This window comes from Providencia sp. PROV141 (genome assembly GCF_028481645.1).
Taxonomy (GTDB): domain Bacteria; phylum Pseudomonadota; class Gammaproteobacteria; order Enterobacterales; family Enterobacteriaceae; genus Providencia; species Providencia rettgeri.
The window spans coordinates 19,551-46,096 of sequence record NZ_JAMPPR010000036.1; the positions used below are offsets into that span (position 1 = coordinate 19,551).

The window sequence follows — 26,546 nt, forward strand, 5'->3', positions numbered from 1 at the left end:
AAATACATATTTTGAAACAAAAAAAACGCCTGCATAAGCAAGCGTTTTTAGTGAATAATATTTCAAATAGCGTGATATGGATTATTCTTCATCATCATTTAGTGGCACAATCAACATATCCACATGGACTGTATTGATTAGCTGGCGAGCAGACGACATCAGCTTGCTCCAGAAATCTTGGTGGTGCCCACAGACCACTAAATCCATATTGTATTTTTTAATGGCATCGACCAGTACTTGGCCTAGATCACCGCTACCGCTGAGCGTTTCTTGAATTTCATAACCCGCGCCTGCAGATAAATCCTTCAGAGCATTACGCGTTTCATCAGTAATACGTTGCTGCATGTCACCAAGATTGACATCAATAAGACCGGTATAGAGGTCTGAATAGTTAACATCAACATGGATCATAGATACTTTGGCCCCGTAAGGTTTTGCCATAGAGACAGCCTTATCCAGTAATACTTTACTTTCAGGTGATAAATCTACCGCAACGAGAATATGTTTGTAAGCCATAAGTAAACTCCTTCCGAATGCTGATTATCTGGTGGTTATGCCTTCACCACATCTTTATGAATACTATACCTGCTAATTGTGATTATTAAGTGTTGCTTTGATCACATCTAAGCAGATTAACCTTAAAATCATCACTTCATATAACATTTTATAAAACAATAACATCATTCATTCAATATTAATATATTGCCCTAAAAAATTCGAGTTATGGAGACTCTTTTAGCTTAGGAAAACAACAAAGTTGCACTACAAACTGTGATATTAAAATTCAACTATTCAGGTTTATTTTCTTCAATATAAACAAAAGGTCATCACAAATTTGCACTAACTGCACTTTTTTTAAACAATAATTTATCCTACAATAAAACAACTGAGTATAAGTATAATTTTTCTGCTGTATTTCCTTTGCGACAATTGCTGTGAGCTTGAGCTAAGTTCTAAGGAGAGGATTATGTTCAGTATGATTGCATTGTTTTGGGCATTATGCATTTTGTGCATCTTAAATATGATGCGGTACTTTTCTTCCGTTCGTGTTCTATTGTCTATTTTAAGGGATTCAGACCCTCTGCTTTATCAATCCGTTGATGGTAATGGTTTTTTTACTACACACGGCCAGCTAAACAAGCAACTCCGGTTAGTTCGATACATAAATAACAAGCAATACCTTGAACATTATGACCCTGAAGTTATTTTGCGTTGTGAGCGAATCCGTAAGCAATTCATGATGATAAGCAGGCTCAGCATTCTTGTTATCGTGAGTTTAGCGTATTTATTGATAACAGGTTGACGGTGATCTTAACTTTCTAATGAAAAAATAGTGATGGCCTTTCGATCATCACTATTTTGTATATGTAGATTACTGTGTTCATGTAACTGTTAAAGGCTCCATACTCATGTATGAAGCCAAAATTAGCGCGACTAGATAAACAGCAGCGATAGCCAGTATAAACCGCCGGATAATACAATAGACACCGGTAAAGTTAATAACCATGCTAGCGCAATACTTTTAATGGTTTTTGTTTGTACACCACCACCATCGACAACCATCGTACCCGCCACTGCAGAAGATAAAACCTGCGTTGTTGAAACTGGCATACCAGTATAACTTGCCACACCGATAGAGACTGCTGCAGTTACCTGAGCAGATACACCTTGCGCATAAGTCATACCTTTCTTACCAATTTTCTCACCAATGGTCACAGCAACACGCTGCCAACCGAACATGGTGCCTAATGATAATGCTAAAGCAACCGCAATAATGATCCACAGTGGTGCATATTCAACGGTATACAGCAAATCATTACTGAGTTTTTTCAGTAAGCTAGCATCTTTGGAACTTGTTTCTGGTAATTTCGCAACCGCATTCGCAGTATCAGAGATACACATCAGCAAACGGCGTGCGTGGTTACGTTGGTCTGGCGTCAGCTCTTCATAACTTTGAATGCCATCAAGCATCGTTTGAGCTTGATTTAAAATAGCGCCAGTACGTGTGCTATCACAATGGAATTCACCACCGGGTTCATCACTACTTTCTGCAACGGTCGGGGCATTTTCTATTGCATGGTTTAACGCTGGTTTATGTGTTTCATAGTATTGTTGCAGGTGGACAACCGCATCATGTGTTTTTGCGATGTCATAACCGTTAGAATTCATATTCATAACGAAACCTGCTGGAGCAACACCAATTAGCACCAGCATGATAAGACCGATGCCTTTCTGGCCATCGTTCGCACCATGGGAGAAACTCACCCCAACTGCTGACAAAATCAATGCAGTACGAGTCCAGAATGGTGGCTTACGCTTACCATCTTTTTTCTCACGTTCCGCAGGTGTTAAGTGAATACGACGACGTTTCTTTGTGCCACTCCAATAACGGCGCAAAAAGAAAATCATCAAGCCGGCAATCACAAAACCGATAGCGGGAGACAAAATTAATGACATGAAAATACTGATCATTTTCGGTATATTCAAGGCATCAACGACAGACGAATCAGTCACAATCGCGTTGGTTAAACCCACCCCGATTATTGCCCCGATAAGCGTGTGTGAACTGGAAGCAGGAATACCTAAGTACCAAGTTCCAAGGTTCCAAATAATTGCGGCCAAGAGCAATGAAAAAACCATTGCAAGGCCGTGAGCTGAGCTCACATTAAGCAAGAGGTCTGTTGGTAAGAGGTGGACAATGGCATATGCAACGCTCAACCCTCCCAGCAAGACACCAAAAAAGTTAAAAACCCCTGCCATGACAACTGCGAACTGAGCCCGCATTGCTCTGGTATAAATAACCGTTGCTACCGCGTTAGCGGTGTCATGGAAGCCATTTATAGCCTCATAGATCAGCACAAACAACAGTGCCAGAACTAATAATAGACCTGTATGAAATTCTAAACCTGTAAAAAGATGTAGCATAGACGTTAAGCCATTATATGTTGGACATGAACGCGGCGCATTATCAGTGACAAACGCTGGCGGTGGAAGCAAAATCTAACCTTTTTTTGATTTAACTACCCATCAAAAAAGTAGCTCATAGCAATTACTCCATATATTTCAACGAATTATAGCAATCAAACTTATTCTGAATTTTTGAAACTTTTTAACGATATTTCCAGAAAATAATCGTTGTTTGCTTTTTTTAGACGAATTTCTCTAATTATAATACGTCCTGTATAGTTTTCATCAGTTCTTCCTCAAAGCTTTACATTACAATCTCGATGAGATGACGTAAAATATCCCAGTTATCAATGTAATTATGCTTAAAATCAAACATATATAGAGACACTTATTGTGAAAAATTTCGACGTTATTATTTTAGGTGCTGGCGCAGCAGGTTTGTTTTGTGCCTCACACTCTGGCAAACGCGGTTTGAAGACGCTAGTGGTTGATAACGGGAAAAAATTAGGCAGGAAAATATTGATGTCCGGTGGCGGGCGCTGCAATTTCACTAATATGTATACAGAGCACAGCAATTACATTTCTACGAACCCGCACTTTTGTAAGTCAGCACTTGCTCGCTATACACAGTGGGATTTTATTGCCTTAGTCGCTAAATATAATATCCCTTATCATGAAAAAACCTTAGGGCAGCTTTTTTGTGATAATAGCGCACAAGACATCGTCGATATGCTGCAAAGTGAGTGTAACCTACCTAATATCACTATTAAGTTACGCAGTGAGGTCACTGCCGTTGACAAAATAGATGAAGGGTTTTTAGTCACAATTAACGGCTCTCAAGTAAGCACCCACTCACTTGTCGTTGCAACTGGTGGATTATCGATGCCTGGTTTAGGTGCAACCCCCTTTGGCTATCGTCTTGCGGAACAGTTTGGGCATACTATTATTCCAACACGAGCAGCACTGGTGCCCTTCACTTTACATAAACCCCTTTTAGAAACATTACAGGTACTTTCAGGCATCTCTGTCCCGGCAACGGTAACAGCGGCAAGCGGCACCGTATTTAAAGAAAATATTTTATTCACCCATCGGGGGCTTTCTGGTCCAGCCATTTTGCAAATATCCAGCTACTGGAACTCTGGTGAGTACGTAAGTATTAACTTACTTCCCGATATTGCCATAAATGATTTTATCGCTTCAGAGAAACACCAGCACCCAAATCAATCGTTGAAAAATACCTTAGCTAAAATACTACCTAAACGGCTAATTGAGATATTACAAGCTCAAGGGCAAATCCCTGAATGTGCGCTAAAACAGCTTAACCATCCTCAAATTGAAGCGTTACACACCACATTACACCAATGGCAGGTACAGCCTAATGGAACGGAAGGTTACCGCACCGCTGAAGTAACATTGGGTGGTGTTGATACTCACGAAATATCGTCTAAAACTATGCAATCGCTTAAAGTGTCTGGTCTGTACTTTATTGGTGAAGTGATGGATGTGACTGGCTGGCTGGGGGGTTACAATTTTCAATGGGCATGGAGTTCCGCGGCTGCATGTGCGGAAAGCTTGCCTCTCCCTTTTGCAGAATAATAGAAAAAAGACTGGAAACATACTCAGTCTTAATCTGACGCTTAACGGAATTATTCCGTTAGGAGTATCCTCCTGTATTGATGTCCAAAAAAACTTAATCCATTGAAAAATAATGGTTAATATTTAATTTCATATAAATCATATAATTGCAGTTTTAATTATAAGATATATTATTTTGGTTAAAAATAATGCTTTACAAACGATAGTGATAACTATTATCATTATCATCACTTCCTCGATAGGGTTACTTAGTCACCCTTTTGCAGGGGGTACGACATTGCTCACATTGCTTCCAGTGTTTACTTTAGCCAGCCTTGCGCTGGCTATTTTTTTATCCACACCACAATTCTCTGCAATCACCGCGTATCTTATTCAAATTTTTTGGATCCTATGGTTAATGGGAGCTACTTTTCTCTGCATATAAATTGGTTAAACTGTCATCAACACATTTAGAGCGAGTTCAACCAAGGTTGAAATCCGTACAGGAGAGAACACGATGATTTATTTACGCAAAGCAAACGAACGTGGTCATGCAAACCATGGATGGCTCGACAGTTGGCATACTTTTTCATTCTCTAGCTACTATGATGAGCAATTTATGGGCTTTTCTGCACTGAGAGTGATTAATGAAGACTTTATTGCTGCGGGCCAAGGGTTTGGAACTCACCCCCATAAAGATATGGAAATATTGACCTATGTGCTCAATGGGACTGTCGAACATAAAGACAGCATGGGCAATATGGAGCAAATCCCTGCGGGTGAATTCCAAATTATGAGTGCGGGTACAGGTATTCGTCATTCTGAATATAACCCAAGCAATGAAGAAGAGCTACACTTGTACCAAATTTGGATCATTCCTGAGAGAACAGGTATTGAGCCACGTTATGAGCAAAAACGGTTCGATTCCAAAGATGGCAAGCAATTGGTGCTATCACCGAATGCACGTGATGGCTCATTAAAAGTTTATCAAGATATGGAACTGTGGCGCTGGGCATTACCTGCAAATGAAACCCACACTCATGCGGTCGCTGATAAGCGAGTTGTATGGATTCAAGTCGTTAAAGGGAATGTGGAAATCAATGGCCAAAAAGCAACCACCAGCGATGGTTTAGCTATTTGGCAAGAAACAGCACTCACCATCAAAGCAAGTGAAGATAGTGAAATCCTGTTGTTTGACTTACCATCCGCAGAATAATCATTTTCACAACAAAAAGGCTCTACTGATGTAGAGCCTTTAATATTTGCTGATTCACAAAACTAGTTACAGTTTTGGCCCGGCTTTCACCAGTGCAGCACCTGCTGGCGTGTCCGTGTACTTATCAAAGTTATTCACGAAGCGTTCCGCTAAGTCTTTCGCTTTTTCATCCCACTGTGCTTTGTCTGCATAAGTATTACGTGGGTCAAGGATATTGGTATCCACACCCGGTAATGCTGTTGGGACTTCTAAATCGAACACTGGCAGTTTAATCATGTCCGCTTTTTCGATATCACCACTTAAAATAGCGTCGATGATGGCACGTGTATCTTTGATGGAGATACGTTTGCCTGTACCGTTCCAACCTGTATTCACTAAGTAAGCTTTCGCGCCAGCCGCTTCCATACGTTTAACTAATACTTCAGCGTATTGTGTTGGGTGCAATGATAAGAATGCAGCGCCAAAACATGCAGAGAATGTCGGAGTCGGTTCCGTCACACCACGCTCTGTCCCTGCTAATTTCGCGGTAAAGCCTGACAGGAAGTGGTACTGCGTTTGCTCAGGCGTTAAACGAGAAACAGGTGGCAACACACCAAATGCATCTGCGGTTAAGAAGATAACTTTTGTTGCATGACCCGCTTTAGAAACAGGTTTTACAATGTTGTCAATGTGGTAGATTGGATAAGAAACACGGGTGTTTTCCGTTTTTGAACCATCATTGAAATCAACAGTACCATCTGCCAACACCATCACGTTTTCCAATAACGCATCACGTTTGATAGCGCCATAGATGTCTGGCTCAGCTTCTTTAGATAAGTTGATCGTTTTTGCGTAGCAACCGCCTTCAAAGTTGAATACGCCGTCATCATCCCAACCGTGTTCATCGTCACCAATTAACTTACGTTTTGGATCGGTAGAAAGTGTGGTTTTACCTGTTCCAGATAAACCAAAGAAAATGGCGACATCGCCTTTTTCGCCGACGTTAGCAGAACAGTGCATAGATGCAATGCCTTTTAATGGCAGTAGGTAGTTCATCATAGAGAACATACCTTTCTTCATTTCGCCGCCGTACCAAGAGCCACCGATCAGTTGCATGCGCTCTGTTAAGTTGAACGCAACAAAGTTTTCTGAATTCAAACCTTGTGCTTCCCAGTTCGGGTTAGTACATTTCGCGCCGTTCATGACGATGAAATCAGGTTCGAAGCCCACTAGCTCTCCATCTGATGGGCGAATGAACATGTTTTTAACGAAATGTGCCTGCCATGCAACTTCAGTAATGAAACGTACTTTTAGACGAGTGTCGGCGTTCGCACCACAGAATGCATCAATGATAAACAAACGTTTACCAGACAGTTGTTCAGTCACTAAATGTTTGAGATCCGCCCAAACTTCTTGTGACATCGGTTTGTTGTCGTTTTTACCTTTACCTTGGTCTGCCCACCAAACTGTATCGCGAGTCACGTCATCACGTACAATATATTTATCTTTTGGTGAACGACCTGTAAAGATACCTGTATCAACCGCAACAGCACCTAAAGTAGTTACTGTTCCACGCTCATAACCTTCAAGTCCTGGCTTAGTTTCTTCCGTGAATAATAGCTCGTAACTTGGGTTATAAACCACTTCAGCTACATCATGAATACCGTACTTTTCAAGTTCCTTCAGGGTAATGCTTTTAGCGCTCATTATATTGCTCCTGGTAAACATAATTAATCTGCGGATGATCATAATTCTTTACGACTAATTAACAGCGATTGCTATCAAAGAATTGAAAATGTATAATTTTTTTTAATTCATAATGAGACTTAGAGCACGTAATAATGCTTTAAAATTATAAAAAAAGGGTGCAGAATTGCACCCTTGTCACATAATTAGGTTGCTAAATCGTATCAGTGAAGTTGCTGATTTAGCTCATTATTTAACCCTTGAAGATCGGATTCAATAAATACGTAATGTGAGCCACAAAATTCACACTCCATATCAATTTTTCCATCTTTGTGTAAAATATCGATAACATCTTCCTTCGGTAACGTTGCTAATGTACTTTCGCAGCGCTCCCTTGAACAAGTACAACGAAACTCAACAGATTGTGGGTCATATAACGTGACATCTTCTTCATGATAAAGACGGTGTAAAACCTCTTTCACATCCAATGTACTCAGCTCTTGGCCTTTAATCGTGGCAGTCAGTTGCACTAAGTGGTCAAAGAAATCATGGCTTGTTTCATTTGCTGCAGGTAAAACTTGCAACAACATGCCGCCTGCACTGGGTTTCCCATCCACTTCACCCACACGGATGAATAAACGGGTTGGCAATTGCTCTGACTGGCGGAAATAGGCATCAATGCTTTCTTCAATTGAATCCCCTTCGATCGCCACAATTCCTTGATAACGTTCACCTTGGTTCGGTGTGATGGTAATCACCATAAAACCATTACCAATCATCTGCTTCAGAGTGCTACCAGCCACAACAGGGCCATCTACACGTGCAACACCGCGCATCTGTTGTAAATTATTACCATTGATAACCGCCAGATTAACCGGCCCATCACCTTGAATTTGAACAGTAATATCACCATCGAACTTCAACGTTGCCGTCAATAAACTGGTAGCAACAAGTAACTCACCTAACAAACCTTTCACCGCTGTTGGGTAGTCATGGTTTTCTAAAATATGTTCAAAGGTTTCATCAACACTGATCATTTCTCCACGAACGGAATGTTGCTCAAATAAAAAACGGTGGAGTAAGTCTTGGTTTGCCATAATATCTCTCTATTGCTCGGGCTGTTGCTCAGGCCGTCATCAAGACGACTCATGAGAATTTGTTTGTTTAAACTTTAATAGAGTACGCCGTTCTTTCTTATCTGGACGTCGCTCTGGATGTGGCATCGTAAGTGCATTCATCTTACGCGCTTGTGCCATTTTCTCTCGTTGCTCAATGCTTTCTACGGTTTCACAGTACAGCAACTGTGCTTCCGGTGCGCCTTTACGCTGGCTGCTAATTTGCATGATTTCAACCGTCCGTTCATCATTACCTTGCCGAAGCTTAACGATTCCGTGCAGCTCAACAATTTTCCCGGGCTTAGTTCTTTGCCCATTATAATGAACTTTACCGCCTTCAATCATTTCACGGGCAATTGCACGCGTTTTATAAAATCGCGCAGCCCACAGCCATTTATCAAGGCGAACAGGTTCCATAGTGGATTGATTCATGGTGCCTCCTCAACATAAGTCTGAATCAAACTAAGAAGAGGCTCCCTCTATTTTCGGGATGATACTATCGACGATAGGAAGGGGGATTAGCCTCAAAGCATTTATCATAATATTCTGTGATATTACGCAAACGCTTTTTATTATTCAAAACACGTAGCACAATCAACGAACCATTTAACAACGCACATACCAACAGAAATAGGATAAAAAGTGAACTACATATATACTGAGACACCACTTTTGCATTGGGCTCTTCATGCAACACAATTTGCAATGTGCCATTGGCATCTACTGATAAACTCGTAATAACCCCTTCAATATTGAACGGTGTATTGATTAGAAGATTTGATAACCTTTGCAATTCTTGCCAACGCTGTAATGGCGATAGCTCATTAAAAGAGGCTCCTGGTATCGAATCGACTAAAGGCTTATTTTCATCACTAATTAATAAAACACCGCCAGGAGGCGGACTATTAAGTTTGCGCACTTCTCTATCTATTTCTATTCTGATGAAATCATATATGGTGTCTTCCACAATGTTTTCCAAGGCCTCAGCGCTCCCCGCACGTAATAAAACATGAGCCCCTTTTAATTTTCCTGTGGACGCCTTCTTTACTAATGTAGGCCAATCCTCTGTACTTCCGAGGTTAGTCAGCGCATTTTTTAATTTTAAGCAGTTATCCGAATTATGGCACAGTTGTTCTGTTCCCATAATAATAGCCGAAAAATCAAAGATGATATTCATCCCTGATTTCATAATATCGCGCTGTAACCTTGGATTAACCCCTACTGAGTTTTTGTCTGGATGTAATTGGCTTTTGACAGTATCAAGCAATGATATTGAGCGTTCGACAACCTCAGATTGAGGTTCAGTCAGTAAACTAACATCATTCCAATAAATACCAGAGCAATCAAACGGTACAAATTGAGCTTGGTTTTCTTTATTCAAATTCGGTGGGCGGTAACACATCCCTTTACCTTGGGCAACTAATGTATCCCCCACTTTAAGCTGACGAGCAACGAGATCATTCGGGTTTTCAACCGTGATTTTCTCTGTACCACCTAACCAAGCAAAACCCAGTTTTATCGGCAGCCCCATCGGTTGATATGCAAATATCAGAGACATCGTTAATAATGCCCCAACTAACATCAATACATTCTTCTTGAACCGTTTGTATGGGTAATAACGTTCTTCTTCATGCAACGAAAGGTATTTACCGAGTTTAACCACCTCACCCGTCGCATAAAAATCAATATTAACGGCTTGGTTTTCTTCGTATTTTAAATAATTTCCCCAATGACTGGGGTAATGCAAATCAATCCCCGCAATAGAGGTATTTGTTGAATATTTTTTATCAAGCTCGCCATAAAGTTCCCAACGCTTTGGCTGACCATGAATACATTGAATATCTTGGTATTTTCGAGGAAACATCCTCGAGCGAAAAAGAACAAGTAACCCAATGACAAACGTAATCATTGAAATCACTAACCCCGATTCCTGTAATAACGGGATTGAAACGAGGGTTAAATAACCAAATAAAAAACTCAGGCAAACGATCGCAGCGCCAAGCCAGCCCGTAGAATGGTGTAATCTATGCTCTTCTATCGTCTCTTTACGAACTTTTAATCGTTCAATGCTATGTTGACCACGTTCTTGAATGGCAGCATCAGGCAATATTGAATCGAGTGGCACGCCAGTTTGCCATTCACTACTAAAATCTTTCAATGAGTGACTATTCATTGAAATAATCAATGGTAAATGATCTGTTTCAACTATCTCCATGACATTTTGGCGCTGCAAAAACGGTTCAAGCTGTGAAGGGAGCTGAACTTCAATGGTATCAATAAAATAACGCCAGCTATTTCCCTGCTCTTGGCGTAAGTTAAAACGCGTTAATGAGTGACAAACTGTTGCAATTGTTGAATTTTTTTTGATTTGCCATGGATGTTGAGAAGAATTTATTGATACAGTAGAGCAATAATTTAAATACTGAGAGATGGTTTGGTAATCTGAATCAATCATTTTTCTAAATGATGGTGACGCTACAGAGGGTATTTGATAGACACCAGAATGCCGCCCCCGCCTAAAGTATAGGAAGGAAGCCATTATAGTCAGGCTAATAACAATTATAGCCGTTATAATGACATGGTTTAGCATTGTTTCCCCAATGAAAAATGAATAAGAAAAGCATATCAACCCTCAGGCTTTCTAAAAATAAGCCAATTCCTATTCTATTTAGGATTTTTATTTTAAATTACAACATCTTGTAAAAAAATATTTTATTTATTTATCCGTGCTATTTTTGAACGACGATTATACTAACAGCATTTTATCGACTCGATAATATCTATCATTTTATTTTGATATAGGTCATAGTTGTACGATGATTTCAAAATACGGGCAGTGCTAAGTAAAACGCGTCTCGTAAATCAATGAAATATGCTTTTAGCAATAGATTTCACTCATCCTGTTCGGAAATCGTTATGACAGAGTTAAAAAAACCTAAAATCTTGAATATTCAAGATGTTGCTCAATCAAAATTATTCAGCATTCAATCAGTTGACCTCGAATTTAGTAATGGCGAAAAACGAGTCTATGAAAGAATGCGGCCCGCAAAACGTGAAGCGGTTCTTATTGTTCCTATCATGGGTGATAACCTCATCCTCATTCGCGAATACGCTGTCGGGATTGAAAGCTATGAATTAGGCTTTCCCAAAGGTGCTATCGACCCCGGTGAAATCGCCATTGAAGCAGCCCAACGTGAACTCAAAGAAGAAATAGGTTATGGCGCTAATCACATTGTTCAGCTTGCCAAGCTTACGATGTCACCATCATACTTCTCGAGCAAAATGAATATTCTTATCGCCCAAGACTTATACAGTGAAAAACTCGAAGGAGATGAGCCTGAACCTCTACAACAAGAGCTATGGCCAATATCTCGAATGATGGAATTACTGGAACACCCTGATTTCAACGAAGCTCGGAATATTAGCGCACTTTTCTATCTAGAACGTTACCTAAAAAGTGGTAAGTAAAAACACCTATTATTGTATCAGCTGCATGTGATTTCCATAACCAATTATTAATATCGGCACATAACCTTCTGATATATTAAATGTCTCTATAGAAAACACCCCATGTTTTTAATCAACAATGGGGTGCTAATTGAGAGAGTTTAGCCAACAATAATTTTAAAATAGCTCTTGGCTAGCCCCACCTTCCGTAGAAATTGTCGTGCCTACCTCTTGTACTGCATGTTCTTTCGGTTCTGTTCCTTCAATAAAATACTCACGACGGGAAGAACCTAACTTGCCTGTCCGGCTATCAATGGATACGGAAATAACCCCTTTAGGTGGCTTCATTGTTTTCACAGGCACTCCATCCAAAATAGACTTCATAAAGTCGTCCCACATTGGCTGTGCGCTTTTAGCCCCCGCTTCACCACGACCTAGAGTACGCCTATTGTCATCGAAACCTATCCATGCTGAAGCAACAACATCTGGACCATAGCCAGAGAACCAAGCATCCTTCGAGCTATTCGTTGTTCCTGTTTTCCCACCAATATCACGCCGACCACCTAAGTCTCTCGCTGCACGCCAACCCGTACCAGACCAACCAGGCTCGCCATAGATATTGGTCATCATCGCATCCCTAATTAAGAATGCGAGTGGGGTATTAATCACATGAGGCGCATATTGGTCACCAGAGTTCCCGTCTAAGTTAGATGCCGTTGTTAATTCCATTGTCGGCTCTTGTATGACAGTATTATCACCCGATTGCGTCACTTCTTCGGTAGATTCATCATCCATACCTTTACTCGCAATAGTACGTTCAGTATCCCCATAAATCACTGGAATATTCGTGCAATCAGGGCATGCTATTTTAGGATTGGCTTCAAAAATAACCTCATCATTATGATTTTCGATCTTCGAAATATAATATGGGTCAATCAAATATCCACCATTGACCATGACGGCATATCCACGAACCATTTGCATTGGTGTAAATGATGGCGCACCTAGCGCTAACGCCTCTGTACGGTTAATATTTTCCGCAGGGAAACCAAAGCGAGTTAAATAATCAGCGGCATAGTCCACACCCATGGCTCTCATTGCGCGAACCATCACAACATTTTTTGATTGACCTAAACCTTGACGCAAACGAATAGGCCCATCATATCGAGGAGGTGAATTCTTAGGACGCCAATCAGAACCTGCGCCCGCATCCCAACGACTAATCGGCACATCATTAAGTAATGATGATAATGTCAGGCCTTTATCCATCGCAGCGGTATACAAGAAAGGTTTAATATTCGAACCAACTTGGCGTAATGATTGGGTAACCCGGTTAAACTCACTCATATTGAAGTCAAAACCACCAACAAGCGCAATAATTGCACCGTCATTCGGATTCAAAGCAACAAATGCAGCATTTACATCAGGCACTTGCCCTAACCACCAGTTATCTTTAACTTTTCGAACCCAAATTTGCTCACCCACTTGCATCACTGCATTTACAGCTCTTGGCGCGGCGCCTTGCTGAGTATCTGAAATAAATTTACGTGCCCAACGCACTCCGGTCATCGTAATTGGGATTTGCGAGCCATCAGCTAACATCACTTGTGCTTCTGAAGCCGTTGCAGATGTCACGACGGCTGGCATTAATGGCCCATAAACAGGCATTTTCTTCAATTTTTCAACAATCTGCTCTGCTGTCCAAGCCGCTTCATTTTGTTTCCATAAAACTTCGGCAGGACCGCGATAGCCATGGCGAGTATCGTAGTCGATCAAATTATTACGAACTGCGGTTGTTGCTGCTTCCTGATCTTTGCGGATCACCGTAGTGTAAACCTTATACCCATCGGTATAGGCATCTTCACCATATTTATCAAACAAGGTTTGACGTGCCATCTCGGCTAAATACGGCGCAGAAAAATCGATTTTCGGCGCATGATACGAAGCAACTATTTTTTCATTTTTTGCTTGTTCATACTGGTCTTGAGTAATGTATTTCTCCTCAAACATACGAGAAAGAACCACATTACGACGACTTACCGCACGGTCATAAGAATACAGCGGGTTAAATGTAGAAGGCGCTTTTGGCAAACCCGCAATCATCGCGATTTCACTAAGCGTCAACTCATCCACTGTCTTACCAAAATAAACATACGCAGCCGCCCCAACGCCATAAGCACGGTTACCTAAATAAATTTTATTCAGGTACAGCTCCATAATTTCATCTTTAGTAAAAAGCTGCTCAATGCGAATAGCCAAAAAAGCCTCTTTCACTTTACGCATCAAAGTTTTTTCAGGACTTAAATAAAAGTTTCTCGCGAGCTGCTGAGTAATCGTACTGGCTCCCTGAGAAGCATGACCAGATGAAGCCATGACAGTAACAGCTCGGAAAATACCAATAGGGTCAATCCCATGGTGATCATAAAAACGGCTATCTTCAGTTGCAATAAACGCTTTTATCATTAAAGGAGGAATTTCTGCCAGCGGTAAAGGAATACGACGCTTTTCCCCGTATTGGGCAATCAATTCGTTATCCGCACTGTATACCTGCATTGGAATTTGCAGACGAATGTCTTTCATTGTCGCGACATCGGGTAACTCACCTTCGACATATTTATACATGCCATAAATCGAGGCGGTTCCCAAAAAAATGCAACAGAAAACAAGAATAAAAAAATATTTTACGAACTTCACCGGAAAATTCCCATGCTCGGCTAACAAGAGGGTTTAGATATCACTAACACACAGTATAAAGCTTATACAGCACAATAGAAAACGTAATTTATTTGTTAATGATAAGGAAATTAACTATGTATACATCAAAATGGAACATTGGGATCGACCTATATCGAGATAGAATCCAGCTAGTCGCTGCAAAGCGGCGCAGACAATACTGGCATTTATGTGAATGTTGGCAGCAGCAATTACCATTCGAATTAACGGATAATTCTAGCCATCAGCAGTATGCAATTTTACTGGATATTTTATTACAATGGCGTCAGAAATTACCTAAAAAGTGTTCAGTATCCTTCGCATTACCTGCCGTTCGTACAATAAAACAACAAATTTCATTACCCAGTGAAATCAAATTGCCACAACCGGAATTAGGGTGGTATTTACAATCTCAAGCTGAAAAACGTTTTTCTATGCACGCCCAAGAGCTGGTCATCGACTATCGCGTCATCAAACAACAAGTTCATTTTAACGCAGCTCGCCAGTCAGATATTACCTTTTGGCAAAATCTATTTGCAGAAAGCGGGTTTAACTTACTTGCTATTGATGTCGCCCCCATAGCTTTACGTTATGTCGCAAGAAATGCGAGTTTACCCGATGAATGTTGGGTTATTCATTATCGACAAGGTGAATGGCTTTGGTCAGGGCCAACTAGCCAACCAGCGAATTACAACCATCTACAAGATACCGACATACCGACACTTTCCCACTTGCTGCCCTTTCTTGATCAAGACGATACTCCCCCTACTTCGCCTATCTACCTGATTACAGATCATCAACATATTCATCACACCGCTAAGGTTGCTCATCACTGGGAATTACGTCAGGCTTTTCAACAGCATAATATTAAATTACCGCAATTATTGGGGGATTTTGTGATTGCTGCCGGCCTTGCTTTACGTCATGGAGATATTTAACTGATGGAACTATACCAAGTTAATTTTCTCCCTTGGCGCCAACGGCAAATAAAAAAGAAGATACGAGAGTTTTTACTCTTTTGCTTTGTAGTTTGCTGTTCAGTAATTATAGCTTGTATTTTTTTACTTTTATTTCAAAAAATTGAAATAGATGACCTAAAAAATAGAAAGCATAATAGCCAACTGCAATATGAACAGATACAGCAATTAACATTGCAGATCACGGCTCAACAAACACAGCTCAACCGTTTGATGAACAAAAAAAGACAAGTAGATAGCATCATAGAAAATAACCAATTTTTACTTAGGCTATTACAAAATCTTCCAACTATAACCCCACCCAAAAGTTGGCTAACAAATCTACAGTTAATGGATAACAAACTAGAGATCAAAGCTAACAGTTATGATTTTCAAGATATCAATTCACTCGGCGTACAGCTTAAAAGACACCCCGGTTTAAGTGATATTCAATTGAAAAAAATCAGCCGAGTGAATCAATTAAACCGTTTACACCTAACTGCCAAATACCAAGGGGAGCTCGATGAGTGAATCTACACATTCTTTTTGGTACCGCCCTTTTTGGCAACAAACGCTACCGGTTTGGTTCTTCATGGCTCTTTGTATCATTACTGGGTATTTTTTATACTGGAAAGAAAATCAAAATCAGATTATGGAATTAGCTACTGAGAACCTGAGCTTAATTGAAGCAATTGCAAAAGAAACAAAAACTCTTCACCACTCACCTTCGTTGCAACTACTAGAAAAGCAGGCTCAATTGTTAAAGCAATCAATTGATATTAAAGAAGCACCTCTTGAATTACTTACACAGTTAAATACTTTACTTTCTCGTTCTTCAGTCACACTTAATCAATTGCAACCCACAGATATCAATACCTATTTTATGGAGTTCCAAGGCAATTTTGCTGCTATTTATCACGTTATAGAGCAGCTTCTTACTCTTCCTCAAACTCAGAGATGGCATTTCCAAGATATAAAAATACATTTAAAACAAGGAATTATCATTACCGCCATCTCATTTTCATTTTTCAACGACACTCTCGCCATCAAGGATGATAACCATAATGAATAACTCACTAACTAACATTCTCATGATAATTATTGGGGGACTCTTCTTTTTGTCTTCATTTTTAGTCTCTGCCGAAGAAATTAGAGATCCTTTTGCACCACTTACCCCACCTTTGGTAATAGAAAATCAGCCCACCTCAGAGATTACAATAGCGCCAATAGCACCAAGTAAAACACTACTAACCGAAAAAATATTTAAATTAGTCTCAGTCAATGCCCAAGAGGTTCGCCTCCTATTAGAACACCCTGATACTTCATTATTATCAACAAATGCATCTATCCATCACGATATCGCAACAAACAGTCTTATTATTAAAGATGTTCCAGATCGGTTAGCACTGATTGATGAATGGATAAAACATAAAGATATACCGAATAAACAAGTGCAAATCACTGCACATATCATTAGTAGCAGCCGAACTGCATTACAAGAATTGGGTTTAGAATGGGGCATGATGGCAGGGGGAAATCTGAGCACTAATCATTTACATCGTTACAACCGTTACTCTTCAATATCCGGGCAATTTTCCTTCAATGTTCTTAGCCTTGGAGAGGGTTTACTTGAAATGAAACTTAAAGCATTAGAAAAAGAAAATTTGCTTTCTATTATTGCGAGTCCTCGTTTAGTTGCTTCACACCAACAACCCGCAAGTATTCAGCAAGGTACAGAGATCCCCTATGTCACCAGTAATGAAAAGAAAACGCACGTACAATTTAAAGACGCTGTACTCGGAATGGATGTCACTCCCGCTATTGTGCGTGATGAAAAAGTTGAGTTAAATCTAAAAATTAGTCATAACTCGCCTGATACTGCACTCACTAGCAGTCAACATCATCACTTGGCCATCAATAAGCAAGAAATCGCAACGACCGTTACTATCAAAAATAATGAAACCCTTATCCTTGGGGGAATTTTTCAACAAAAACAAGAAAAAACAGAGACGGGGTTACCTTTTTTATCTCACATTCCTTTTCTAGGTACATTATTCACAAATACGGCAGAGCATATAGATAAACGTGTCCTTATCGTTTTTATAACACCAAAACTTATCAATATTTAATATAGAAAAAATAACGCATATACTTCAAATAGTTGAATAAGCAATAAGTCAAAGATGACAAAAAAAAATATTTTTTATGCCATAAACCTACCGGATAAATTTGACGCTGACGTCGTTTTAGCATACAAGGTTATCCATTGAGTGTTCTAACTATCCGTAGATTAAAGAACAAGCTGTCAGTCGCTTATAAAACAGCCACAATTAATGTTGCTCTACACTTAACAGAAATAACTTGCTGATACCAATAGCTAGAAACTGTTAAAAACCATGATAAACAAGGCATTAGACAACATAGACGGCTCAAATATAGAAACCTGCAATTTTAAATATGGCACTTTGCTTGCTTAGTGCCATATTTATATAGTTGCAATTCAGGTTGATGTATTGAGATAATTTTCTTATCTGATCTCACATCATCACTTATGAGGTTTCAGTTTAGGTCCCGCCGCTAATCTGATTGGCGGGGCGGGTAATCATTAACGAATAATCGTAGTAATACCAAAAAACATGGCAGAGAAACGCAATATCTTTCTGGTTGGACCAATGGGTGCTGGCAAAAGTACTATTGGCCGTCAGTTGGCTCAACAGCTTAATATGGAGTTTTTCGACTCTGATCACGAGATAGAAAAACGCACTGGCGCAGATGTAGGCTGGGTATTCGACCTTGAAGGTGAAGAAGGCTTTCGCGATCGCGAAGAAAAAATCATCAATGAGCTTACAGAGAAACAAGGCATTGTTTTAGCAACAGGCGGTGGCTCTGTTAAGTCCAAAGAGACCCGTAATCGCCTATCCGCTCGCGGTGTCGTTGTTTATCTTGAGACCACCATTGAGAAACAATTATCTCGTACACAACGTGACAAAAAACGTCCACTATTACAAGTTGACGAACCTGCGCGTGAAGTTCTTGAGAAACTGGCTGACGAACGCAATCCGATGTATGAAGAAATTGCTGATATTACTATTCATACTGATGAGCAAAGCGCTAAAGTTGTTGCCAGCCAAATCATTGAACTATTAGAAAAAAACTAATTATTCATGGTGTTATTTTCAAAAATGAACTTAAGGTAAAGCAAGATGGAAAAAGTCACCGTCACTCTAGACGAACGTAGTTATCCAATCAATATTGCACCCGGCTTATATCAACAAACGGATGCATTTTGGCCATTAACTGCAGGTCAACGAGCAATGGTTGTGACAAATGAAACTCTTGCCCCTATTTATCTCGATAAGATAAAGCATGTTCTTGAATCTTCAGGTGTAAAAGTTGATACCATCATTCTACCAGACGGTGAACAATACAAATCATTATTCATTATGAATGATGTATTTACCGCATTACTTGAAAAACACCATAACCGTGACACCACCCTCATCGCTCTTGGTGGGGGCGTCATTGGCGATTTAACCGGTTTCGCAGCAGCAAGTTATCAGCGTGGAGTGCGTTTTATTCAAGTTCCTACGACCTTATTATCTCAAGTGGACTCTTCTGTCGGTGGTAAAACCGCTGTCAATCATCCATTAGGGAAAAATATGATCGGTGCATTTTATCAACCCGCTTCTGTTGTGGTTGATCTCAACTGTTTAAAAACACTTCCACCAAGAGAACTCGCTTCTGGCTTAGCTGAGGTCATTAAATATGGCATTATCCTCGATAGTGACTTTTTTAGCTGGCTAGAAGATAATATTGATGCTCTCGTTGCTCTTGATGACCACGCGATGGCCTACTGTATTCGCCGTTGTTGTGAATTAAAAGCACAAGTCGTTGCGGCAGACGAAAAAGAAACTAGTGGGTTACGTGCACTATTGAACTTAGGCCATACTTTTGGCCATGCTATCGAGGCGCATATGGGCTATGGCGTCTGGTTACATGGTGAAGCTGTCGCTGCTGGCATGGTTATGGCTGCAAAAACAGCTGAGTTACTTGGTCAATTTACTCCTGAACAAACACAGCGAGTGGTCACACTTTTAGAGCGTGCATCACTTCCCGTCACAGGCCCGTCACAAATGAAGCCCGATGATTATCTCCCACATATGATGCGAGATAAAAAAGTGATGGGTGGAAAACTACATTTAATTTTACCTACCACTATCGGCCATTCGGAAATGCGTTCAGATGTTGATACGCAGACTGTCATTGCGGCAATATCATCCTGTATGTCATAAAACGAAGAAAAACTCGAATTTTTACTGGCGTTTTAAAATGTTACTGGTAGATGTTCGCTAAAGTCGTTAAATTATACGGTATGCCTACGCCTATATACGAAACTCTGAAAAAGCGTATTATCAATACCACTTTGGCTAGCGTGGTATTACGAAAGGATATATGCTTTAAAATAAGCAGTGATGCCCTGCTTGGTCGTTAAGAGGTTGTACTGATAAGAGACATTTTATCTCTACTATAGGCAAATTTTATTCGGGAGAGGAAAATGGACGAATTTAAACCAGATAACCAGCCTCAAGGTCAAAATGATCTTAGGCCAGATACATCGGATAGACCGACTGGGCGCTCACGCCAATCATCATCTGCTGCAAAACCTAAAATTGCACTCTCACGCCAACATATTATGATTGGTGTAGGTGTTCTGGTTCTATTGCTGCTCATTATTGCTATCAGCTCAGCTTTAAAGGCCCCTACAGAGCATGAAAAGCAACAAACAACGGGTGCAAATAATTCACAGAATATCGACTTATCGGGCTCCTCATCGTTGACAAATTCACAAGGTCAAACGTTATCAGGGCAACCGCAAGAAATTACCGGTACACAAATTACCCCGACACCAACCCAAGGAGAGCCTCAAACTCAACCAAATGGTCTGGGTGAGCGTATCGAAATACCTGGTGATGTCGTTGATGCCTTAAATCAAGGCCAAGTTTCTGTACCAAATACTAACCAACCACAAAATGCGACACAGTTAACACCACCAACTGTTAAACCTGTCGAACAGCAACCTGTGGTTAAACCAGTCACACCAGAAAAAACACCTGCAAAACCCGTTGAGCAAAAACATCCTGTGCAGACTAAACAGCCAGCGAAACCCGCATCAACAGCAAGTAGCCAAGGTAGTAATATCATGTCTGCGCCAGCAGGTAGCTATACATTACAACTCAGCAGCGCAAGCCGCTCTGATACATTGGAAGCTTTTGCAAAAGAAAACAAACTGGCCAATTACAAAGTCTATAAAACTATACGTAATGGGCAAACCTGGTATGTTCTTATTCATGGAAATTATAGTTCAGTGACCGACGCAAAAAATGCAATAGGAACCTTACCTGCTGCAGTGCAAGCGAAAAAACCGTGGGTTAGAAATATGAAACAAGTCAAACAGGATCAAAAATAACAACGTTTTTCCCCGGGCGCATTATGTTGTCCTGACAGAGTATAGATTTATTACTCTAAACGATTGTAATAATAAAGACGGCATGAAAAAAAAACGCGCTTTTTTAAAATGGGCTGGGGGCAAATACCCCCTTGTGGAAGAAATCAAAAAACACCTTCCACAAGGTGATTGCTTAATTGAGCCTTTTGTTGGTGCTGGGTCAGTGTTTTTAAACACCAGTTATGATTCCTACATACTGGCAGATATCAACAGTGACCTCATCAACCTCTACAATACGGTTAAAGACCGTGCTGATTCTTTTATCGAAGAAGCCCAGCAAATCTTCACACCTGAATATAATACTTCCGAACAATATTATTTAATGCGTGAAGCCTTTAACCAATCAACCGATACTGAGAAACGCAGTATCCTTTTTTTATACTTAAACCGCCACTGCTATAATGGGTTATGCCGTTATAATTCTCGTGGTGAATTTAATGTTCCTTTCGGCCGCTATAAAAAACCCTATTTTCCTAAAGAAGAATTACTGTGGTTTGCTGAAAAATCACAAAATGCGACGTTTATAACTCAGCATTATGGTGAAACCTTGCTCAACGCAAAAGAGGGGGCTGTTGTCTACTGTGACCCACCCTATGCACCTTTATCAGATACCGCTAATTTCACCGCGTATCATACGAATTCATTTAATTCGCTTGAACAACAAAACTTAGCGATTTTGGCACAAAAGTTATCAACAGAAAGCAAAATCCCTGTCTTGATCTCAAATCATGATACGCCGATGACGAGAGAGTGGTATCATCAAGCCCAATTACATATTGTAAAAGTACGTCGCACTATCAGTAGAAATATATTGAACCGGACAAAAGTCAATGAGTTACTGGCATTATATCCGGGTATACCAAATAGCCTTTCTCCTAGAAAGATAGATAAGAAAAAAACGCAGCGCCTTGTACCTAGCGATGAATGGCTCTCAGATAACGATTAATAATCGGAGACAATAATGAAAAACTTTCTCATTGCCCCATCTATTTTATCTGCTGACTTTGCCCGTTTAGGCGAAGATACTGCCAATGTTCTTGCAGCTGGTGCCGATATCGTGCATTTTGATGTTATGGATAACCATTATGTGCCAAACTTAACGTTTGGAGCGCCTATATGTAAAGCACTGCGTGACTACGGAATTACTGCACCTATCGATGTCCATTTAATGGTGAAACCCGTTGACCGCATTATCCCTGACTTTGCTAAGGCCGGTGCAACCCATATTAGTTTCCATCCTGAAGCCAGTGAACACGTTGATCGCTCACTGCAATTAATTCGTGAGCATGGCTGTACTGCAGGGTTAGTATTTAACCCAGCAACCCCACTTAGCTACCTTGATTATGTGATGGATAAAGTCGATATGATCCTACTCATGTCAGTCAATCCAGGTTTTGGTGGCCAATCCTTTATCCCACAAACACTCAATAAATTGCGCCAAGTCCGTAAATTAATTGATGAGAGTGGCTATGATATTCGTTTGGAAGTCGATGGCGGTGTCAAAGTGAACAATATCGCAGAAATCGCAGCAGCAGGTGCGGATACCTTCGTTGCAGGTTCTGCTATTTTTGATCAACCTGACTATAAAACGGTCATCGACGCGATGCGTAACGAATTACAAAAGGTATCTCAATGACTCAAGTTGTATTAGAGAATATCAAAGCGATAGCTTTCGATTTAGACGGCACTCTCGTAGACAGCGCCAGCGGCTTAGCTGACGCTATCGACAACATGCTCAACGAATTGAATTTCCCTCCCGCAGGTAAAGAACGTGTTTCTATTTGGGTCGGCAATGGGGTTGATGTGTTAGTTGAGCGAGCGCTTTCTTGGGCAGGAGCAGAAATCACGCCCGAGCTACAAAAAAGAGCACGAGCCAGTTTTGATAAATTCTATGCAACATCTGTCACCACAGGCAGCCAACTGTTCCCTGAAGTAAAAGACACTTTAGAGCAATTAGCGAAACATGGCCTGCCTATGGGGATTGTAACTAATAAAGCGACCCCATTTATTGCTCCATTATTGAAGAAGTTAGACATTGAACACTACTTTTCTCTGGTATTGGGTAGCGATGATGTCAAAGCTTTAAAACCGCATCCAGCTCCTCTCTACTTAACGATGGGAACATTCGGTTTACGTAAAGAAGAATTGCTTTTTGTCGGCGATTCTCGTAATGATATTATTGCAGCGAAAAGCGCTGAATGCCGGTGTGTCGGTCTGACCTACGGTTATAACTATGGTGAATCTATTGCACTGAGTGAACCGAACTGTGTATTAACGCATTTTTCTGATTTATTACCTGCAATTGGGTTATCTGAAATAAAATAAGCAAGGACATAACTAAATGAGCACTCCCACTGAAAATTTAAAGCAACCCCAAAAACCAATCGTATTCAGCGGCGCACAGCCTTCCGGTGAATTAACCATCGGTAACTATATGGGTGCATTACGTCAGTGGGTACAAATGCAAGATGACTACGATTGCATTTACTGTATCGTTGACCAGCACGCTATCACTGTTCGCCAAGACCCTATCGAGCTGCGTAAAAGAACCCTTGATACACTCGCGCTTTATTTAGCTTGTGGCATTGACCCGAAAAAAAGCACTATTTTTGTTCAGTCCCATGTCCCACAACATGCTCAATTGAGCTGGGCGCTTAACTGTTACACCTATTTCGGTGAGTTGAGCCGTATGACTCAGTTTAAAGATAAATCGGCCCGTCATGCAGAAAATATCAATGCAGGCCTATTTGATTACCCGGTACTAATGGCCGCAGATATTTTGATTTATCAAACGAATCAAGTGCCTGTTGGTATTGACCAGAAACAACACCTTGAATTGAGTCGTGATATTGCTCAACGCTTCAATGCTATTTACGGTGATATTTTCACTGTACCCGATCCATTCATTCCGACAGGTGGTGGTGCCCGTGTTATGGCGCTGCAAGATCCAACCAAGAAAATGTCTAAGTCTGATGATAACCGTAACAACGTTATCGCATTATTAGAAGACCCGAAATCTGTCGTGAAAAAAATCAAACGCGCAATGACTGACTCCGAAGAGCCACCGCGTATTCGTTATGATTTAGAAAACAAACCGGGTGTTTCTAACTTATTAGATATCATGTCAGGCGTGACTGGTAAGAAAATCGCAGAACTCGAAGCAGAATTTGAAGGCCAAATGTACGGTCATCTAAAAGGTGCTGTGGCAGAAGCCGTTTCTGGCATGTTAACTACACTTCAAACTCGCTACCATGAATTCCGTAATGATGAAGTGCTGCTCAACCAAATTATGGATGAAGGTGCAACCAAAGCGGCTGCTCGCGCGCAAGAAACGTTAGATAAAGTTTATGAAGCAATTGGCTTCGTTAAACGCCCGCAGTTGTAATATTCACCACTTAAATTAAGTGTAATGGGGGAAATTCATCCCCCATTAGGCTACTGACAACGTCTATTTCCTCCTGTAATACCCAGCCCATCAATTCAAAATGCCAAATTAATTACCCACAGTAATTAAATGTAATATCGTGTAATTAATCTCTTTTTGCCTTGTGTCTGGAGTTAACTCTAATGTTTATATTAATCGTGAACACACTCAATAACGGAGAATTACCTATGTCATTTTTCAGCAAATTATTTGGGTTAAATCGAGGTTCACGCTATTCCAAACATGGTGGGGCATCCAAGCATGGGGGGTATTCAAATCAAGGACACTCATCCAAACACAGTGACCATAATAATGGGTACTACAACGATAAACAGCAGATCGAGCAGCAATACCGTAACGTGATGCAGTGCCAACAATGTCGCTCAATGATCCGATATGGCGATAAATTCTGTAGTGAGTGCGGTTTACCCGTGTGAAGTAAATAAACAATTCTTATACCCCTAATTGGAGGTGCAAATGTTTATTATTAATGCGCTATGGCTTAATTCATACAAAGAATATATAAAGCAATTTATTACTTCGCCAAGGGAGATGGGGTCGATTATTCCATCATCTAGCTCACTCTGTAATACCATGCTGAGTTATATCGATTGGGGCAAACAAAGTAAATTTGCAGAAATAGGTGCTGGTAATGGCGTAATGACAAAACAAATACTGCAAAAGTCTTCATTAAATACATCATTAGATATTTATGAAGTTAATAATACGTTTATTACACAACTTCAACAGATTAAAGATAACCGAGTTATCGTTTACCCCATTTCGGCTGAATATCTTCAAGATGAGTATGATGTGATTATCTCTGGCATCCCTTTTCTCTCACTAAATAAAAAGATAGGCATGAGAATTCTGAAGAAAGCGAATCAATGCTTAGTTGCCAAGCAAGGGGTTTTTATTTTATTTCAATACACCCAATCCTGCGAAAAGATGTTTTCTCGCTATTTTAATTTTACAAAACAACGTGTCTATCTCAATTTTCCACCCGCTTGGGTTTATGTTTGCTACCCCAAATAAATTTTTCATAAAAAACGGGATAAATTTCCCGTTTTTACCATGCTCAATAACAATCAATTAGATTAATATCACATATGGGTTGGAGCAAATATGCCATCCACCACCTGATTTAATTTCGTAAGTTAAATGTGGGAGGTTATCGCGAATTAACGTTCAGAATCTAATTGCTCATTATTTTTCAGAACTTCTTGCGCTTTACTGTAGCTTTCAATTAATAGTTGATAAGCAGGGAAAATTTGTGTGTAAGCCATAGCCCACTCCGCTGCATCTTCACGGTTCCAAGTCCCTTGTAATTCTGAAGCAACAGCCGCAGTATCCATTGGAACGACACCTGCTTGCACCACTCGCGCTAAGGTAATTTCTTGTGCCATTTTGCTGTAGGTGCCTGATGCATCAATGACCACAAATACTTGATAACCATCCATCACCGCACTAATCGCAGGGAAAGCCATACAAACACTGGTAATGGTTCCTGCAATAATTAATTGTTTTTTACCTGTTGCTTTTACTGCTGCCACAAACTCAGGGTTATCCCATGCATTAATTTCGCCACGGCGTGCAATATATTGTGCATGTGGTGCGTTTTGATGAATTTCTGGGATCAGCGGACCATTTGGTCCTTGAGGTACAGAAGCCGTTGTTATTACTGGGATTTTAGCTAGGGAAGCCATTTTAGCCAGAACAGCGGCACGAGCGCGCAATTCCGTCATTGGCATGTCACCTACGGTTTGGAATAAGCCACTCTGGTGATCGATTAATAACATCACCGCATCTTCTGGGTTAATAGCAGGACGTTGACCATTAAAATTAGCTGGGCTACTCATGATGAAACCTCTCAATCGATAAAATATGAAATCTGTTTTTGATTTAAAAATAGAACGATAGCCGCTCCGTTTTCGTGTTATTTAGATTAATTCATCGATTTAAGGCTGAGTAGTCCAGTTTTTGATAAACACTGTTCTATAAATAGAATAATTAGACTTTATTC

The 26,546-nt window shown here is 40.4% G+C and carries 25 protein-coding genes; 17 read left to right on the forward strand and 8 right to left on the reverse strand.

Annotated features, from left to right (window positions below; genetic code table 11):
• Positions 1-81: 81 nt before the first annotated feature.
• Positions 82-516: a universal stress protein UspA gene (gene uspA / locus PSF09_RS19575; protein WP_004263149.1), complete on the reverse strand. Its 435-nt coding sequence runs from the start codon at positions 514-516 to the stop codon at positions 82-84.
• A 451-nt stretch (positions 517-967) separates the two neighbouring features.
• Here uspA and uspB point away from each other — a divergent pair, with 451 nt between their 5' ends.
• Positions 968-1,303, forward strand: a complete 336-nt coding sequence (uspB, locus tag PSF09_RS19580; protein ID WP_004906561.1) for a universal stress protein UspB — start codon at positions 968-970, stop codon at positions 1,301-1,303.
• Between the two features lie 131 nt (positions 1,304-1,434).
• Here the strand turns inward: uspB and pitA are convergent, their stop codons facing one another.
• Entirely contained in the window at positions 1,435-2,925 is a 1,491-nt protein-coding gene (gene pitA / locus PSF09_RS19585; RefSeq protein ID WP_004906562.1) for an inorganic phosphate transporter PitA, read from the reverse strand.
• A 375-nt stretch (positions 2,926-3,300) separates the two neighbouring features.
• On the opposite strand from pitA, the gene PSF09_RS19590 reads away from it, so the two are divergent.
• Both PSF09_RS19590 and PSF09_RS19595 read left to right on the forward strand, forming a co-directional pair.
• Complete coding sequence (locus tag PSF09_RS19590) at positions 3,301-4,503, forward strand: NAD(P)/FAD-dependent oxidoreductase (protein WP_272666519.1); 1,203 nt, start codon at positions 3,301-3,303, stop codon at positions 4,501-4,503.
• 496 nt (positions 4,504-4,999) lie between these two features.
• On the forward strand, positions 5,000-5,698 hold the full coding sequence (locus tag PSF09_RS19595; protein ID WP_272666518.1) for a pirin family protein: 699 nt from the start codon (positions 5,000-5,002) through the stop codon (positions 5,696-5,698).
• Between the two features lie 66 nt (positions 5,699-5,764).
• Here PSF09_RS19595 and pckA read toward each other — a convergent pair whose 3' ends face one another.
• From pckA to PSF09_RS19615, 4 genes are all read right to left on the reverse strand, one after another.
• Entirely contained in the window at positions 5,765-7,384 is a 1,620-nt protein-coding gene (gene pckA, locus PSF09_RS19600; protein WP_272684378.1) for a phosphoenolpyruvate carboxykinase (ATP), read from the reverse strand.
• Between the two features lie 203 nt (positions 7,385-7,587).
• Positions 7,588-8,460: an Hsp33 family molecular chaperone HslO gene (gene hslO / locus PSF09_RS19605; RefSeq protein ID WP_004263166.1), complete on the reverse strand. Its 873-nt coding sequence runs from the start codon at positions 8,458-8,460 to the stop codon at positions 7,588-7,590.
• 39 nt (positions 8,461-8,499) lie between these two features.
• Positions 8,500-8,910, reverse strand: a complete 411-nt coding sequence (hslR, locus tag PSF09_RS19610) for a ribosome-associated heat shock protein Hsp15 (protein WP_272666516.1) — start codon at positions 8,908-8,910, stop codon at positions 8,500-8,502.
• 64 nt (positions 8,911-8,974) lie between these two features.
• On the reverse strand, positions 8,975-11,068 hold the full coding sequence (locus PSF09_RS19615) for an IgaA/UmoB family intracellular growth attenuator (protein WP_272666515.1): 2,094 nt from the start codon (positions 11,066-11,068) through the stop codon (positions 8,975-8,977).
• A gap of 326 nt (positions 11,069-11,394) precedes the next feature.
• Here PSF09_RS19615 and nudE point away from each other — a divergent pair, with 326 nt between their 5' ends.
• Positions 11,395-11,946, forward strand: a complete 552-nt coding sequence (nudE, locus tag PSF09_RS19620; RefSeq protein ID WP_210836441.1) for an ADP compounds hydrolase NudE — start codon at positions 11,395-11,397, stop codon at positions 11,944-11,946.
• Positions 11,947-12,102: 156 nt separating this feature from the next.
• On the opposite strand, the gene mrcA is transcribed toward nudE, so the two are convergent.
• Positions 12,103-14,619, reverse strand: coding sequence for a peptidoglycan glycosyltransferase/peptidoglycan DD-transpeptidase MrcA (gene mrcA, locus PSF09_RS19625; RefSeq protein WP_272666514.1), 2,517 nt, complete (start codon positions 14,617-14,619; stop codon positions 12,103-12,105).
• A gap of 116 nt (positions 14,620-14,735) precedes the next feature.
• Between mrcA and PSF09_RS19630 the strand changes: the two genes are divergently transcribed.
• From PSF09_RS19630 to PSF09_RS19690, 13 genes are all read left to right on the forward strand, one after another.
• Entirely contained in the window at positions 14,736-15,575 is an 840-nt protein-coding gene (locus PSF09_RS19630; protein ID WP_272666513.1) for a pilus assembly protein PilM, read from the forward strand.
• 3 nt (positions 15,576-15,578) lie between these two features.
• A complete protein-coding gene (locus tag PSF09_RS19635) occupies positions 15,579-16,124 on the forward strand; it encodes a PilN domain-containing protein (protein WP_210836438.1) in 546 nt (181 codons plus the stop codon).
• On the forward strand, positions 16,117-16,665 hold the full coding sequence (locus tag PSF09_RS19640) for a hypothetical protein (RefSeq protein WP_272666512.1): 549 nt from the start codon (positions 16,117-16,119) through the stop codon (positions 16,663-16,665). The genes PSF09_RS19635 and PSF09_RS19640 overlap by 8 nt, the downstream gene beginning before the upstream one ends.
• On the forward strand, positions 16,658-17,722 hold the full coding sequence (locus tag PSF09_RS19645) for a transporter (RefSeq protein WP_210836435.1): 1,065 nt from the start codon (positions 16,658-16,660) through the stop codon (positions 17,720-17,722). The genes PSF09_RS19640 and PSF09_RS19645 overlap by 8 nt, the downstream gene beginning before the upstream one ends.
• A gap of 507 nt (positions 17,723-18,229) precedes the next feature.
• The gene (gene aroK, locus PSF09_RS19650; RefSeq protein ID WP_004906592.1) at positions 18,230-18,751 is read left to right on the forward strand and encodes a shikimate kinase AroK; all 522 of its coding nucleotides are present in this window, start codon (positions 18,230-18,232) and stop codon (positions 18,749-18,751) included.
• Between the two features lie 45 nt (positions 18,752-18,796).
• Positions 18,797-19,885, forward strand: a complete 1,089-nt coding sequence (gene aroB, locus PSF09_RS19655) for a 3-dehydroquinate synthase (RefSeq protein ID WP_272684379.1) — start codon at positions 18,797-18,799, stop codon at positions 19,883-19,885.
• A gap of 263 nt (positions 19,886-20,148) precedes the next feature.
• On the forward strand, positions 20,149-21,060 hold the full coding sequence (locus PSF09_RS19660) for an SPOR domain-containing protein (protein ID WP_272666510.1): 912 nt from the start codon (positions 20,149-20,151) through the stop codon (positions 21,058-21,060).
• Positions 21,061-21,142: 82 nt separating this feature from the next.
• A complete protein-coding gene (gene dam / locus PSF09_RS19665; protein WP_210836432.1) occupies positions 21,143-22,045 on the forward strand; it encodes an adenine-specific DNA-methyltransferase in 903 nt (300 codons plus the stop codon).
• 15 nt (positions 22,046-22,060) lie between these two features.
• Positions 22,061-22,735 carry a ribulose-phosphate 3-epimerase gene (rpe, locus tag PSF09_RS19670; protein WP_004263207.1) on the forward strand — a complete coding sequence of 225 codons (675 nt, stop codon included), beginning with the start codon at positions 22,061-22,063 and terminating at the stop codon, positions 22,733-22,735.
• Positions 22,732-23,424 carry a phosphoglycolate phosphatase gene (locus PSF09_RS19675; protein WP_272684380.1) on the forward strand — a complete coding sequence of 231 codons (693 nt, stop codon included), beginning with the start codon at positions 22,732-22,734 and terminating at the stop codon, positions 23,422-23,424. Before rpe ends, PSF09_RS19675 begins: the two co-directional genes overlap by 4 nt.
• Positions 23,425-23,440: 16 nt before the next feature.
• Positions 23,441-24,484, forward strand: coding sequence for a tryptophan--tRNA ligase (gene trpS / locus PSF09_RS19680; protein ID WP_272666509.1), 1,044 nt, complete (start codon positions 23,441-23,443; stop codon positions 24,482-24,484).
• A gap of 182 nt (positions 24,485-24,666) precedes the next feature.
• Positions 24,667-24,960: a hypothetical protein gene (locus tag PSF09_RS19685; RefSeq protein WP_272666508.1), complete on the forward strand. Its 294-nt coding sequence runs from the start codon at positions 24,667-24,669 to the stop codon at positions 24,958-24,960.
• A gap of 40 nt (positions 24,961-25,000) precedes the next feature.
• The gene (locus tag PSF09_RS19690) at positions 25,001-25,558 is read left to right on the forward strand and encodes a class I SAM-dependent methyltransferase (RefSeq protein ID WP_210836430.1); all 558 of its coding nucleotides are present in this window, start codon (positions 25,001-25,003) and stop codon (positions 25,556-25,558) included.
• A 146-nt stretch (positions 25,559-25,704) separates the two neighbouring features.
• Here PSF09_RS19690 and PSF09_RS19695 read toward each other — a convergent pair whose 3' ends face one another.
• The gene (locus PSF09_RS19695; RefSeq protein ID WP_102140131.1) at positions 25,705-26,382 is read right to left on the reverse strand and encodes a hydrolase; all 678 of its coding nucleotides are present in this window, start codon (positions 26,380-26,382) and stop codon (positions 25,705-25,707) included.
• Between the last annotated feature and the right edge of the window lie 164 nt (positions 26,383-26,546).